The organism is Streptomyces sp. NPDC001927 (assembly GCF_053594455.1).
Genome location: NZ_JBSFEN010000005.1, coordinates 86,418 through 100,171, shown reverse-complemented (window position 1 = coordinate 100,171; position 13,754 = coordinate 86,418). Strand labels below are relative to the sequence as shown.

At 68.4% G+C, this 13,754-nt stretch carries 16 protein-coding genes; 2 read left to right on the top strand and 14 right to left on the bottom strand.

Annotated features, from left to right (window positions below; all coding sequences use genetic code 11):
- Nucleotides 1–15: 15 nt before the first annotated feature.
- Nucleotides 16–975: a DUF389 domain-containing protein gene (locus tag ACWCO8_RS14415; protein WP_451032474.1), complete on the top strand. Its 960-nt coding sequence runs from the start codon at nt 16–18 to the stop codon at nt 973–975.
- Between the two features lie 28 nt (nt 976–1,003).
- Here ACWCO8_RS14415 and glmM read toward each other — a convergent pair whose 3' ends face one another.
- The 4 genes from glmM to ACWCO8_RS14395 all read right to left on the bottom strand — a co-directional run bounded on the left by glmM (nt 1,004) and on the right by ACWCO8_RS14395 (nt 5,384).
- Nucleotides 1,004–2,362, bottom strand: coding sequence for a phosphoglucosamine mutase (gene glmM / locus ACWCO8_RS14410; RefSeq protein ID WP_451032473.1), 1,359 nt, complete (start codon nt 2,360–2,362; stop codon nt 1,004–1,006).
- A gap of 165 nt (nt 2,363–2,527) precedes the next feature.
- The gene (rpsI, locus tag ACWCO8_RS14405; RefSeq protein ID WP_362013659.1) at nt 2,528–3,046 is read right to left on the bottom strand and encodes a 30S ribosomal protein S9; all 519 of its coding nucleotides are present in this window, start codon (nt 3,044–3,046) and stop codon (nt 2,528–2,530) included.
- A gap of 45 nt (nt 3,047–3,091) precedes the next feature.
- Nucleotides 3,092–3,535 carry a 50S ribosomal protein L13 gene (gene rplM, locus ACWCO8_RS14400; RefSeq protein WP_362013657.1) on the bottom strand — a complete coding sequence of 148 codons (444 nt, stop codon included), beginning with the start codon at nt 3,533–3,535 and terminating at the stop codon, nt 3,092–3,094.
- Between the two features lie 226 nt (nt 3,536–3,761).
- Nucleotides 3,762–5,384, bottom strand: a complete 1,623-nt coding sequence (locus ACWCO8_RS14395) for an ABC-F family ATP-binding cassette domain-containing protein (RefSeq protein WP_451032472.1) — start codon at nt 5,382–5,384, stop codon at nt 3,762–3,764.
- Between the two features lie 56 nt (nt 5,385–5,440).
- Between ACWCO8_RS14395 and ACWCO8_RS14390 the strand changes: the two genes are divergently transcribed.
- A complete protein-coding gene (locus tag ACWCO8_RS14390; RefSeq protein WP_451032471.1) occupies nt 5,441–6,403 on the top strand; it encodes a hypothetical protein in 963 nt (320 codons plus the stop codon).
- Between the two features lie 28 nt (nt 6,404–6,431).
- On the opposite strand, the gene truA is transcribed toward ACWCO8_RS14390, so the two are convergent.
- The 10 genes from truA to secY form a co-directional block, all read right to left on the bottom strand.
- The gene (gene truA, locus ACWCO8_RS14385; protein ID WP_451032470.1) at nt 6,432–7,286 is read right to left on the bottom strand and encodes a tRNA pseudouridine(38-40) synthase TruA; all 855 of its coding nucleotides are present in this window, start codon (nt 7,284–7,286) and stop codon (nt 6,432–6,434) included.
- An 87-nt stretch (nt 7,287–7,373) separates the two neighbouring features.
- Nucleotides 7,374–7,871, bottom strand: a complete 498-nt coding sequence (gene rplQ, locus ACWCO8_RS14380; protein ID WP_362013653.1) for a 50S ribosomal protein L17 — start codon at nt 7,869–7,871, stop codon at nt 7,374–7,376.
- Between the two features lie 163 nt (nt 7,872–8,034).
- Nucleotides 8,035–9,057: a DNA-directed RNA polymerase subunit alpha gene (locus tag ACWCO8_RS14375; protein ID WP_003966937.1), complete on the bottom strand. Its 1,023-nt coding sequence runs from the start codon at nt 9,055–9,057 to the stop codon at nt 8,035–8,037.
- A 147-nt stretch (nt 9,058–9,204) separates the two neighbouring features.
- Nucleotides 9,205–9,609, bottom strand: coding sequence for a 30S ribosomal protein S11 (gene rpsK, locus ACWCO8_RS14370; RefSeq protein ID WP_003956432.1), 405 nt, complete (start codon nt 9,607–9,609; stop codon nt 9,205–9,207).
- A 66-nt stretch (nt 9,610–9,675) separates the two neighbouring features.
- A complete protein-coding gene (gene rpsM / locus ACWCO8_RS14365) occupies nt 9,676–10,056 on the bottom strand; it encodes a 30S ribosomal protein S13 (RefSeq protein ID WP_030201533.1) in 381 nt (126 codons plus the stop codon).
- Nucleotides 10,057–10,242: 186 nt separating this feature from the next.
- Entirely contained in the window at nt 10,243–10,356 is a 114-nt protein-coding gene (gene rpmJ / locus ACWCO8_RS14360; RefSeq protein ID WP_003956441.1) for a 50S ribosomal protein L36, read from the bottom strand.
- Between the two features lie 62 nt (nt 10,357–10,418).
- On the bottom strand, nt 10,419–10,640 hold the full coding sequence (gene infA, locus ACWCO8_RS14355) for a translation initiation factor IF-1 (protein WP_003956442.1): 222 nt from the start codon (nt 10,638–10,640) through the stop codon (nt 10,419–10,421).
- 172 nt (nt 10,641–10,812) lie between these two features.
- Nucleotides 10,813–11,649: a type I methionyl aminopeptidase gene (gene map, locus ACWCO8_RS14350; protein ID WP_451032842.1), complete on the bottom strand. Its 837-nt coding sequence runs from the start codon at nt 11,647–11,649 to the stop codon at nt 10,813–10,815.
- 96 nt (nt 11,650–11,745) lie between these two features.
- The gene (locus ACWCO8_RS14345) at nt 11,746–12,393 is read right to left on the bottom strand and encodes an adenylate kinase (protein WP_451032469.1); all 648 of its coding nucleotides are present in this window, start codon (nt 12,391–12,393) and stop codon (nt 11,746–11,748) included.
- Complete coding sequence (gene secY, locus ACWCO8_RS14340; RefSeq protein ID WP_260229390.1) at nt 12,393–13,712, bottom strand: preprotein translocase subunit SecY; 1,320 nt, start codon at nt 13,710–13,712, stop codon at nt 12,393–12,395. The genes ACWCO8_RS14345 and secY overlap by 1 nt, the downstream gene beginning before the upstream one ends.
- Between the last annotated feature and the right edge of the window lie 42 nt (nt 13,713–13,754).

The window sequence follows — 13,754 nt, the reverse complement described above, 5'->3', positions numbered from 1 at the left end:
CGTTAAGGTGCGGCCATGTTGCATCTGCGGATCATCACCCCGTCCGTCCGCACGGACGCCGTCCTCGACCTGATCGACCGGACCGTGGGCACCACCCACCTGGCAGTGCTCAAGGGCGTCGCCCGCGAGCCCCAGGGCGACATCGTCATGGTCGACGTGGCACGCGAGGCGGGTGATGAACTCCTGTACGGGCTGCGGCAGTTGGACATCGACAAGGTCGGTTCGATCGCCGTCGACAACGTCGACCTGTCGATCTCCGACCGCGCCGAGAAGGCGGAGGAGGAGGCGCCGGGCGAGGCCGCGGACGCGGTGATCTGGGAGCAGCTCACGGGGACCGCCCAGGAGGAGTCCACCCTCACCATCACCTACGCGGCCCTGGTGATCGTGGCGACGATGATCGCGGCCTGCGGTGTGGTCCTGGACAACGCGATCCTGATCGTGGGCGCCATGGCGGTCGGCCCCGAGTTCGGCCCGCTCGCCGGGATCAGTACGGGCCTGGTGCGGCGCGACCCGCGGGCCGCCTTCCGCTCGTCGGTCGCGCTGGTGGTCGGTTTCGCCGCGGCGATCGTCGCGACGACCCTGTTCAGCCTGGTGATGGACGCCATGGGCCAGTTCGAGCAGAGCATGCTCGACGCGGCCCGCCCGAACACCGGCTTCATCTTCCAGCCCGACCCGTTCTCCTTCATCGTGGCGCTCCTCGCCGGCGTGGCCGGCGTGGTCTCCCTGACCTCGTCGAAGGCGGGCGTCCTGGTCGGCGTCGCGATCTCGGTGACGACCGTCCCGGCGGCGGCCAACGCCGCCGTGGCCCTCAGCTACGGCGAATTCGCCCAGATGTGGGGCTCCCTGGAGCAGTTGCTGCTCAACCTGACCGGCATCATCGTCGCCGGCGTCCTCACGCTCGTCGCCTGGAAACTGCTGTGGCGCACCCAGCGGGCACGGATGACCCGCCCGCCGGGTGCGCCACGAAAGCACTGAGACGCCAAGACGCCTCGAAGTCCGAGCTCTAGCCGAGCGCGGACTTCACCGCGTCGGCGAGCCGGCCGGCCACGGCCCGCGCCTGCTCGATGTCGGCGGCCTCGACCATGACCCGGACCAGCGGCTCGGTGCCCGACGGGCGGAGCAGGACGCGGCCGGTCGAGCCCAGCTCGCGCTCGGCGTCACCGACGGCGGTCGCCAGCTCGGCGGAGGTCTTCACCCGGGACTTGTCGACGTCGGGCACGTTGATGAGGACCTGCGGGAGGCGCTCCATCACGGCGGCCAGCTCCGCGAGGGACTTGCCGGTGGCCGCGACCCGCGCCGCCAGCATCAGACCGGTCAGGGTGCCGTCGCCGGTGGTGGCGTGGTCGAGGACGATGACGTGCCCGGACTGCTCGCCGCCGAGCGCGTAGCCGTGCTCCTTCATCGACTCCAGGACGTACCGGTCGCCGACCGCCGTCTGCACCAGCTGGAGCCCCTCGCGCTCCATGGCGAGCTTGAAGCCCAGGTTGGACATCACGGTCGCGACGACGGTGTCGCCGCGCAGCGTCCCCGCCTCGCGCATGGCGAGCGCCAGGACGGCGAGGATCTGGTCGCCGTCGATCTCCTCGCCGGACGCGTCCACGGCGAGGCAGCGGTCGGCGTCGCCGTCGTGCGCGATACCGAAGTGGGCACCGTGCTCGACGACGGCGGCCTTCAGCAGGCCGAGGTGGGTGGAGCCGCAGCCGTCGTTGATGTTGAGGCCGTCGGGGTCCGCGCCGATCGTCACGACCTGGGCACCGGCCCGGGTGAACGCCTCGGGCGACACGCGCGCGGCCGCGCCGTGCGCCTCGTCGAGGACGACCTTGAGCCCGTCGAGCCGGTTCGGCAGGACGGCGATGAGGTGGGCGACGTACTTGTCGAAGCCCTCGTCGTAGTCACGGACCCGGCCGACGCCGGCGCCGGTCGGCCGCTGCCACGGGGCGCCGGTGCGGTGCTCCTCGTAGACGGACTCGATCCGGTCCTCCAGCTCGTCGGCGAGCTTGTGGCCGCCGCGCGCGAAGAACTTGATGCCGTTGTCGGGCATCGCGTTGTGGCTCGCGGAGAGCATCACACCGAGGTCCGCGCCGAGCGCTCCGGTGAGGTACGCCACCGCCGGGGTGGGCAGGACGCCGACGCGCAGGACGTCGACGCCCGCGCTCGCGAGGCCCGCCACGACGGCGGCCTCCAGGAACTCTCCCGACGCACGGGGGTCACGCCCGACCACCGCGGTCGGCCGATGGCCCTCGAAGGTCCCCGCCTCGGCGAGCACGTGCGCCGCCGCGACCGACAGGCCGAGCGCGAGCTCCGCCGTCAGATCCGCGTTCGCCACACCGCGTACACCGTCCGTGCCGAAGAGTCGTCCCACAGCTGTCCTCCGAAACTGCTCCGAAAAAGTGCGAACCCCTGAACGCCTGATGCCCGTTTTCGCGCCGAAGCTGACCGAAAGGCCTCAAGGGGAGGAAAAGACGTACGCCCCGGCAGCACGGGCAGTGCCGCCGGGGCGTACGTGCAAAGCAGACCGAGCAGGCGATTAACGCTTGCTGTACTGCGGGGCCTTACGGGCCTTCTTGAGACCGGCCTTCTTGCGCTCGACCGCACGGTCGTCGCGGGAGAGGAAGCCGGCCTTCTTCAGCGCCGGGCGGTTGTTCTCGACATCCGCCTCGTTCAGCGCACGGGCCACGCCGAGGCGCAGGGCGCCGGCCTGGCCGGAGACGCCGCCACCCGAGATGCGGGCGATGACGTCGTAGCGGTTGTCGAGCTCGAGCACCTTGAAGGGCTCGTTGACTTCCTGCTGGTGCACCTTGTTGGGGAAGTAGTCCTCAAGGGTGCGACCGTTGATCTTCCACTTGCCGGTGCCCGGGACGATCCGGACGCGGGCGATGGCGTTCTTGCGGCGGCCCAGGCCGGCGGCCGGCTGCGGGTCGCCGAAGCGCGACGCCATGGACTCCGAGGTGTACTCGCCCTCGACGGGGACCTCGGACTCGAAGGTGGTGACCTCGGCGTAGGTCTCCTCGCCCTCGATGGGGTTCTCAACAGTGGTCTCGGCCACGATGCTCCTCAGATTTCTTTCGTTCTTAGGGGGATGTGGCCGGAACTACTGCGCGACCTGGGTGATCTCGAACGGGACCGGCTGCTGGGCAGCGTGCGGGTGGTTCTCGCCCGCGTAGACCTTCAGCTTCGAGATCATCTGACGGCCCAGGGTGTTCTTGGGGATCATGCCCTTGATGGCCTTCTCGACGGCCTTCTCGGGGTTCTTGTCCAGCAGCTCGTCGTAACGGACGGAGCGCAGACCACCCGGGAAGCCGGAGTGGCGGTAGGCGAGCTTCTGCTCACGCTTGTTGCCGGACAGGTGCACCTTGTCGGCGTTGATGATGATGACGAAGTCGCCCATGTCCATGTGGGGGGCGTAGACCGGCTTGTGCTTACCCCGGAGGAGGTTCGCAGCCGTCGTCGCCAGACGACCGAGGACAACGTCCTGGGCGTCGATGATGTGCCACTGGCGAGTGACATCGCCGGGCTTGGGGCTGTACGTACGCACTTCGTAGCCTTCGCTTCTTCAGTGGATGGAGTCCAGACACACCTGAAGCGATCATGCAGCTGGGGCCTGCACTGCCGGGAACACCGCCCGTATGCGAGCCACTGGTAACTGCTCCAGGGAACTTGCGTAAGGGTCCTTCGTCGAGAACGACGAAACCCATACACATAACAAACCGCAACAGTACCCGCGCCACCCCCGACGGGTCAAAACGCCGCGGGACGCCAGGTCAGCGCGCCCGCTCGACCCGCCGCTCGTCCCACACCGGCTCGCTCGTCTCCCGCACGACCCCGTCCGAACCGAACACCAGATACCGGTCGAAGGTCTTCGCGAACCACCGGTCGTGCGTGACGGCAAGCACCGTCCCGTCGTACGACTCCAGACCGTCCTGCAGCGCCTCCGCCGACTCCAGGTCCAGGTTGTCCGTCGGCTCGTCCAGCAGCAGCGCCGTCGTGCCGGACAGCTCCAGGAGCAGGATCTGGAAACGGGCCTGCTGCCCGCCCGACAGCTTCTCGAAGGGCTGGTCCCCCTGCCCCTCCAGCTCGTACCGCCGCAGCACCGACATCGCCCCGCCCCGGTCCTTGGCGTGCTCCGACCAGAGGATGTCCACCAGGGACCGCCCCTGCAGCTCCGGGTGCGCGTGGGTCTGCGCGAAGTGGCCCGCGACGACCCGGGCGCCCAGCTTCCACTCGCCGGTGTGCGCCACCGACGGGTCCCCGGCGAGCAGCCGCAGGAAGTGCGACTTGCCCGAGCCGTTCGAACCGAGGACGGCGACCCGCTCCCCGTAGTAGATCTCCAGCGAGAACGGCTTCATCAGACCGGTCAGCTCAAGGTTCTCGCAGGTCACAGCGCGTACGCCGGTACGGCCGCCACGCAGCCGCATCCGGATGTCCTGCTCGCGCGGCGGCTCGGGCGGCGGGCCGGCCTCCTCGAACTTCTTCAGCCGGGTCTGCGCCGCCGCGTACCGGGACGCCAGCTCGTGGGAGACCGCCGCCGCCGCCCGCAGATTGATCACCAGCTTCTTCAGCTGCGCGTGCTTCTCCTCCCAGCGCCGCTTCAGCTCCTCGAAGCGGGCGAACCGCTCCCGCCGCGCCTCGTGGAAGGTCTCGAAGCCGGCGCCGTGCACCCAGACGTCCGACCCGGCCGGACCCGGCTCCACCGCGATGATCTTCTGCGCGGCGCGGGCGAGCAGCTCCCGGTCGTGCGAGATGAAGAGCACGGTCTTACGGGTCTCCCGCAGCCGCTCCTCCAGCCACCGCTTGCCGGGCACGTCGAGGTAGTTGTCCGGCTCGTCCAGGAGCAGCACCTCGTCCGTGCCGCGCAGCAGCGACTCCAGGACCAGGCGCTTCTGCTCGCCGCCGCTGAGCGTGCGGACCTCACGGAACTGCGCCTTGTCGTACGGCATGCCCAGGGCGGCCATCGTGCACATGTCCCAGACGGTCTCGGCCTCGTACCCCTGGACCTCGGCCCAGTCGCTGAGCGCCTGCGCGTACGCCATCTGCGCGGCCTCGTCGTCGACCGTCATGATCAGGTGCTCGGCCGCGTCGACGGCCTTCGCGGCCTCCCGGATCCGCGGCTGGGCGACCGAGACCAGCAGGTCACGGACCGTACGGTCGTCCCGCACCGAGCCCACGAACTGCGGCATCACGCCGAGCCCGCCGCTCACGGTGACCGAGCCGCCGTGCGGCTGGAGCTCTCCGGAGATCATCCGCAGCAGCGTGGTCTTCCCGGCGCCGTTGGCCCCGACCAGGGCGACGACGGCGCCCTCCCCGACCCGGAAGGAGGCGTCCGCGAGCAGGACCCTCCCGTCGGGAAGGTAGTACTCCAGATGCGCGGCCTCGACGTGTCCCATGCGGGCCATTGTCACCGCCCGCATGGCTCGGCCCCAACCGGTTTAGGATGCGCGGCATGAGCTTTGGGGGACCGCAGTGGCCGCAGGAGCCGCAGCAGCCGGGTCAGCAGCCGTACGGACAGCAGCCGGCACAGCAGCAGTACGGCCAGGGATACGGCCAGCAGCAGCCTGGAAACCAGTACGGGCAGCAGCCCAGCCCCTTCCCGGGCGCGACGGCCGACGGGACACCCGACTGGGGTGCCCTCGCCGACGCCTCCGCGGCGGGCCGCCGGCGTAAGCGCTGGCTCGTGATCGGCGGCGGCGCGCTCGCGGCCCTCGTCGTCGGCGCGATCGTCGCCACGGCGGTCGTGAAGAGCGGCAAGACCGACGACACGGGGAAGAACGGCACGGTCACCCCCACCGGCTCCGCCGCCCCGAGCGACTCCCCCACGCCCGGCCCGACGTTCTCCTCCGTCGCCCCGCCGCCCCCGCCGAACCCCAAGGACTTCATCTCGGACGAGAAGAAGGACAAGGCCCCGCTCAGCGCCGAGGGGCTCTTCCCGGGCAAGAAGCTGACGATGAACGGCCGCGCCTACACCAAGGGCGCCACGTCCTCGACGACCGACTGCGCGAGCGTCGGGGAGGCCGGCCTCGGCGCGGTCCTGAAGAAGAACGGCTGCGACCGGGTGATCCGCGCCACGTACGTGCAGGACGGGGTCGCCCTCACGGTCGGCGTGGCCGTGTTCCCGAACGAGGCGGCGGCGCTGAAGGCGAAGAACCAGGCCACGGGCGGCATCGCTCCGCTGGCCGGGGCGGGTGTGAAGGACTTCTGCCGCGCGACGGTCTGTCTGCGCCGGGCGAACTCGATCGGCCGGTACGCGTACTTCACCCAGGCCGGCTTCCTCGACGGCAAGAAGGTCACCAAGTCCGACCAGGCCGTCTTCCGGGCCAGCGACGACCTGGGCACCTTCGCCTTCAACCAGATCTACGCCCGCGGCAAGTCCCAGGCGGCCGCCGCGGCCGGCGCCCCCGGCCAGTAGCGGGAGCGCGGCCGGATCGGGCGCGGGCTCAGCAGCAGCCGGCGCCCGGCAGTGTCCGCTTGTTCCTGGCCTCCAGGTTCCGGGCGGCCAGGAGCTCGTCGGCCGGGTAGCCGACCTCTTCCAGCGTCAGCCCGTGCGGCCGTACGACGTGCACGGCGGAGTCCCGCACACCCGCGGCGAGCACCTTCCCCGGCCAGTCCACCGGCCGATGGCCGTCGCCGACGAAGAGCAGCGCGCCGACCAGCGAGCGGACCATGTTGTGGCAGAAGGCGTCGGCCTTCACGGTCGCTTCGAGAATGCCGCCGGGCCGCCGCTCCCACCGCAGCTCCTGGAGCGTACGGATGGTGGTGGCGCCCTCGCGCTTCTTGCAGTACGCGGCGAAGTCGTGCTCGCCGACGAGCCGCTCGGCGGCATCGTTCATGGCGTCCATGTCGAGCGCCCAGTCGTGCCACAGGACGTGCCCGCGCAGCAGCGGGTCGACCCCGCCGGGGTTGTCGGTCACGCGGTAGGCGTACCGCCGCCAGATCGCCGAGAACCGCGCGTTGAAGCCACTGGGGGCCTCGGTGAGCCGCCAGACCCGTACGTCGTGCGAGAGCCGCCCCGCGAGCCTGCGCAGCAGCTTCTCGCGGTGCTCGGCCCACAGCTCGACGGGCAGGTCGACGTGCGCGACCTGGCCGCGTGCGTGCACACCGGCGTCCGTACGCCCTGCGACGGTCAGCTCGTACGTCTCCTTGGAGCGGGTGACCGTCTTCAGGGCGTCCTCGATGTCGCCCTGCACGGTCCGCCGCCCGTTGGCCTGCTTGGCCCAGCCGGAGAAGTCCTTGCCGTCGTAGGAAAGGTCAAGCCGTACCCGTACGAACCCGGGCTGCACGAAGTCACTCACGCCGTAAATCCTCTCAAGCCTCTCAAGACACGGGAACGGGCCCGCACCCCTGAGGGTGCGGGCCCGCCCACGAGATCGTCGGAACGCTTACGCGTCCTTCGACTCCTCGGCCGGAGCCTCAGCGGCGTCCTCGACCTTGGTGTCCTCGACCTTGGCGGCCTCGTCGGCCTCCTTGACGGCGCGCTTGGCAGCGGCCTCGGCCTCGGCGACGGTCGCCTTCTTGGCGATCTCGCCCTCGACCAGCTCGATCACAGCCATCGGGGCGTTGTCGCCACGACGGTTGCCGATCTTGGTGATACGGGTGTAGCCACCCGGGCGCTCGGAGTAGCGCGGGGCGATCTCGGTGAAGAGCGTGTGGACGATGCCCTTGTCCGTGATCGTCTGCAGCACCAGGCGACGGTTGTGGATGTCGCCCTTCTTCGCCTTGGTGATCAGGCGCTCGGCGACCGGACGCAGGCGGCGAGCCTTGGCCTCGGTCGTGGTGATGCGGCCGTGCTCGAAGAGGGACTTCGCCAGGTTGGCGAGCAGCAGACGCTCGTGAGCGGCACTGCCACCGAGGCGGGCACCCTTGGCGGGACGCGGCATGGTGTTTCTCCTTGTGATCTGCACCGGCCGTATGAGGTACCGGTGTCAGTGTCCGAGCGGGCGGTTACCCGTCGGAGACCCGCGCCCGGTGAGGGGCGCGGGGAACTGCGCGACCAGCCGAAGCCGGCCCGCAGCAAGAACGAGACCTGACGGTCCCGAGCTCTTAGTACTGCTCGGTCTCGACGAACCCGGCGTCCGCGTCGTCATCGGCGCCGAAGGCGTCCGCGGCGGCGGTCGGGTCGAATCCGGGCGGGCTGTCCTTGAGGGCCAGGCCCATGCCGGCCAGCTTCGCCTTGACCTCGTCGATCGACTTCGCACCGAAGTTGCGGATGTCGAGCAGGTCGGCCTCGGAGCGCGCCACGAGCTCACCCACGGAGTGGATGCCCTCACGCTTGAGGCAGTTGTACGAACGAACGGTGAGCTCGAGCTCCTCGATCGGCAGCGCCAGGTCGGCGGCCAGGGCGGCGTCCGTCGGGGACGGACCCATGTCGATGCCCTCGGCGTCGATGTTGAGCTCGCGCGCCAGACCGAACAGCTCGACCAGCGTCTTACCGGCGGACGCCATGGCGTCGCGCGGCCGCATGGCCTGCTTGGTCTCGACGTCGACGATCAGCTTGTCGAAGTCGGTGCGCTGCTCGACACGGGTCGCCTCGACCTTGTACGTGACCTTGAGCACCGGCGAGTAGATGGAGTCGACCGGGATACGGCCGATCTCCTGGCCCACCTGCTTGTTCTGCACGGCGGAGACGTAGCCGCGACCGCGCTCGACGGTCAGCTCCATCTCCAGCTTGCCCTTGCCGTTGAGCGTGGCGAGCACCAGGTCGGGGTTGTGCACCTCGACACCGGCCGGCGGGGCGATGTCAGCAGCGGTGACCAGGCCGGGACCCTGCTTGCGCAGGTACATCACGACCGGCTCGTCGTGCTCCGAGGAGACGACCAGCTGCTTGATGTTCAGGATGAGGTCGGTGACGTCCTCCTTGACGCCCGGCACGGTGGTGAACTCGTGCAGGACACCGTCGATGCGGATGGACGTGACAGCCGCACCCGGGATCGAGGAGAGGAGCGTACGACGGAGGCTGTTGCCGAGCGTGTAGCCGAAGCCCGGCTCCAGGGGCTCGATGACGAACCGCGAGCGGAATTCGTCGACGACCTCTTCGGTCAGCGAGGGACGCTGAGCGATCAGCATGGTGTGTGTTCCTTCAGTCGTGGACGCCCACTATTTGACGCCCGACGGGTACTACGTACTGCAAGGGTACGGGCGGCACGCCTCCGAAGAGCCGTACCGCCCATCCCTCAAACCAACCGTTGCCGGTCGTACATCGGACGCGGAGCGTCAGACGCGACGACGCTTCGGCGGACGGCAGCCGTTGTGCGGCGTGGGGGTGACGTCCTGGATCGAACCGACCTCGAGGCCGGTGGCCTGGAGGGAGCGGATCGCGGTCTCACGGCCGGAGCCGGGACCCTTGACGAAGACGTCGACCTTGCGCATGCCGTGCTCCTGCGCGCGGCGAGCGGCCGACTCGGCGGCCATCTGCGCGGCGAACGGGGTGGACTTGCGCGAGCCCTTGAAGCCGACGTGGCCGGCGGAGGCCCAGGAGATCACGTTGCCCGAGGGGTCCGTGATCGAGACGATCGTGTTGTTGAACGTGCTCTTGATGTGCGCGTGGCCGTGAGCGACGTTCTTCTTTTCCTTGCGGCGCACCTTCTTGGCAGCGCCCTGACGACCCTTGGGGGGCATCTATTACTCCTACGGGAGGTGGTCGGTCCTACAGCGAAGACCGCTTGGTCAAGCGTCCGCTGAGGACTACTTCTTGCCCGGCTTCTTCTTACCGGCGATGGCGCGACGCGGGCCCTTGCGGGTACGGGCGTTCGTGCTGGTGCGCTGTCCGTGCACGGGCAGGCCACGACGGTGGCGGATGCCCTGGTAGCACTGGATCTCGATCTTGCGGCGGATGTCGCCCTGGATCTCGCGGCGGAGGTCACCCTCGGTCTGGAGGTTGGCGTCCACGTACTCGCGGATCTTGACGAGGTCCTCTTCGGCCAGGTCACGAACGCGGGTGTTCGGGTCGACGCCGGTCGAGGCGAGGATCTCCTTGGACCGGGTACGCCCGATGCCGAAGACGTAGGTGAGTGCGATCTCCACGCGCTTTTCGCGCGGGATGTCAACACCGGAAACGCGTGCCATTCAATGGCTCCTGTGTGTTCGGGGGTCTTCCGCAGAGCCGCTCCCCATTCGCCGTATGAGGTACGAATCGGGTCTCCGGCCCCCGCCGGAGGTGCCGCCGACCCTTGCGGGCTGGGCGGGCTCTGCGTATGTACGAATTGCTTGCGTCGCGCGAAGAACTGCGGGGTGCAGGTCGGTCGGCGTGCGTCAGCCCTGGCGCTGCTTGTGGCGCAGGTTGTCGCAGATGACCATGACCCGGCCGTGACGGCGGATCACCTTGCACTTGTCGCAGATCTTCTTGACGCTCGGCTTGACCTTCATGGGATGTGAGGTTCTCCGGGTCAGTGCCACCACCCGCGGCGATGCCGGGGTGCGGGCAAGATCTACTTGTACCGGTAGACGATCCGGCCACGCGTCAGGTCGTAGGGAGAGAGCTCCACCACGACCCGGTCGTCCGGAAGGATTCGGATGTAGTGCATCCGCATCTTGCCGGAGATGTGCGCGAGGACCTTGTGACCGTTCTGGAGTTCCACCTTGAACATGGCGTTCGGGAGGGACTCGATCACGGTGCCCTCGATTTCGATGGCACCTTGCTTCTTGGCCACGCTTCGCCTTTCGAATCGGCTACCTTGATCGACTCCCGATCCGTGTGCGGACACACGGGTACACGAGAGCCGACGCATCAGTCTACGTCAGGCCCCTGGAAAAGACGAATCCGGAAAGTTTGCCCACCCGGAAAGATCCTTACGCAAGGAGCCACGCCGCACTACGAAGCCCTTACGCCAACGGATCCGGCGCCGCCACGACGCCCAGCTCGGCGAGCTTGGCCTTGCCACCGTCCGGGGAGGTGAGGACCAGGGGGCCCTCCTCCGTCAGGGCTACCGAGTGCTCCCAGTGGGAGGACCAGGTGCCGTCCGTGGAGACGACCGTCCAGTCGTCCGCCAGGACCTCCGTGTGCGGGGTGCCGAGCGCGACCATCGGCTCGATCGCCAGGCAGAAGCCGGGGACCAGCTTCGGGCCCTTGCCGCGCTTGCGGGTGACGTAGTTCAGCAGGTGGGGGTCCATGTGCATCTCGGTGCCGATGCCGTGGCCGCCGTACTCCTCGACGATGCCGTACTTGCCGCCGCCGGGCTTCGGCTGGCGGCGGATGTACGTCTCGATCGCCCGGGAGATGTCCACCAGGCGGTTGCCGGCCTTCATCGCGGCGATACCGGCCCACATCGACTCCTCGGTCACCCGGGAGAGCTCGACCAGCTCCGGGGAGTGACCGGTGCCGACGAAGGCGGTGTACGCGGCGTCGCCGTGCCAGCCGTCGATGATCGCGCCGGCGTCGACGGAGATGATGTCGCCGTCCTTCAGGACGGTCCTCTCGTCCGGGATGCCGTGGACGACGACCTCGTTCACCGAGGTGCAGATGGTCGCGGGGAAGCCGCCGTACCCGAGGAAGTTCGACTTCGCGCCGTGGTCCGCGATGACCTTGCGGGCGACCTCGTCCAGGTCCTTCGTCGTCGCGCCCGGCACGGCCGCCTCACGCGTGGCCGCGTGGATGGCTGCGACGACCAGCCCCGCCTCGCGCATCTTCGCGATCTGCTCAGGGGTCTTGATCTGCACCATCGTGACGGGGGCCTTTCCTTGCGAGTACACGGACAGAACAACGATACGGCCGCGGCGCCCCCCAGGGGCACCGCGGCCGTGTCGTACGAACCAGGGTTACTTCTTGAGCGCGGCCATCGCCTTCGCGGTGACCTCGTCCACCTTGCCGAGCGCCGAGATCGTCACGACCAGGTTCTGCGCCCGGTAGTAGTCGATGATCGGCTCGGTCTGCGTGTGGTAGACCTCCAGGCGCCGGCGGACGGTCTCCTCGGAGTCGTCGTCGCGCTGGAAGAGCTCGCCGCCGCAGACGTCACAGACGCCCGCGGTCTTCGGAGCGTTGTACGTCACGTGGAACACGTGCGCGCTGTCGTTGCGGCAGATGCGGCGACCCGCGATCCGCTTCACGACCTCGTCCTCGGGGACCTCCAGGTCCAGGACCGCGTCCAGCTGCATGTCCTCGGCCTTCAGGACCACGTCCAGCGCCTCGGCCTGGACCACGTTGCGCGGGAAGCCGTCGAGCAGGAAACCGTTGACGGCGTCCGGCTGCTCCATGCGGTCCTTGGCCATCCCGATGGTCACCTCGTCGGGCACGAGGTCGCCGGCGTCCATGAACGCCTTGGCCTTCATGCCCAGCTCCGTGCCCTGCGAGATGTTGGCACGGAACAGGTCACCCGTGGAGATGTGCGGAATGTCCAGGTTCTTGGCAAGGAACGCGGCCTGCGTACCCTTCCCGGCCCCGGGCGGTCCGACGAGGACGATTCGCATCAGCGGAGGAACCCTTCGTAATTGCGCTGCTGGAGCTGGCTCTCGATCTGCTTCACGGTCTCCAGCCCCACACCCACGATGATGAGGATGCTCGTCCCACCGAAGGGGAAGTTGGCATTGGCACCGCCGAAGCCCGCCAACGCCATCGTCGGCACAAGAGCGATCAGACCCAGATACAGCGAGCCCGGCCAAGTGATCCTGTTGAGCACGTAGCTCAGGTACTCGGCAGTAGGTCGACCAGCCCGGATACCCGGGATGAAGCCACCATACTTCTTCATGTTGTCCGCGACTTCCTCGGGGTTGAACGAGATCGCCACATAGAAGAAGGCGAAGAACACGATCAGGAGGAAGTACGTAGCGATGTAGTAGGGGTGGTCACCCTTGACGAAGTGGGCTTCGATCCAGGTCTTCCACCCTGCGGTGGAACTCGAGAACTGAGCGATCAAGGCCGGGATGTAGAGCAGCGACGAGGCGAAGATGACAGGAATCACACCTGCCTGGTTCACCTTGAGCGGGATGTATGTGGACGTACCGCCGTAGGACCTGCGGCCGATCATCCGCTTCGCGTACTGCACCGGGATGCGGCGCTGGGCCTGCTCGACGAAGACGACGAGGCCGACCATCGCGAATCCGACGAGGATCACGGTGCCGAACTCGATCCAGCCGTCGGCCAGGTCACCCTCGACCTTGATCTTCCACAGCGCGCCCGGGAAGCCGGCGGCGATCGAGATGAACATCAGGATCGACATGCCGTTGCCGATGCCGCGGTCGGTGATGAGCTCACCGAGCCACATGACGACGGCCGTACCGGCGGTCATCGTGATGACCATGGTGGCGATGGTGAAGATCGACGGGTCCGGAACGACCTGGTTGGCGACCGTGCAGCCGCTGAACAGCGCACCGCTCTTGGCCGTGGCGACGAGGCCGGTGCCCTGGAGGACGGCGAGGGCGATCGTCAGATAACGCGTGTACTGCGTGATCTTGGCGGTGCCCGACTGTCCCTCCTTCTTGAGGGCCTCGAGGCGGGGGATCACCACGGTCAGCAGCTGCAGGATGATGCTCGCCGTGATGTACGGCATGATGCCGAGCGCGAAGATGGTGATCTGCAGCAGCGCCCCGCCGGAGAACATGTTCACCAGGCCGAACAGGGAGTTGTTGCCCTGGCTCGCCTGGTCCACACACTGCTGGACGGCCTGGTAACTGACACCGGGTACGGGGATGTGTGCCCCGAGCCGGTACAGCACGATGATGCCGAGTGTGAAGAGCAGCTTCTTGCGCAGGTCGGGCGTCTTGAACGCCCGGGCGAACGCGGTGAGCACGGTGCCTCCTGCGACCCCCGCGTTACGCGCGTGAGGGTGACG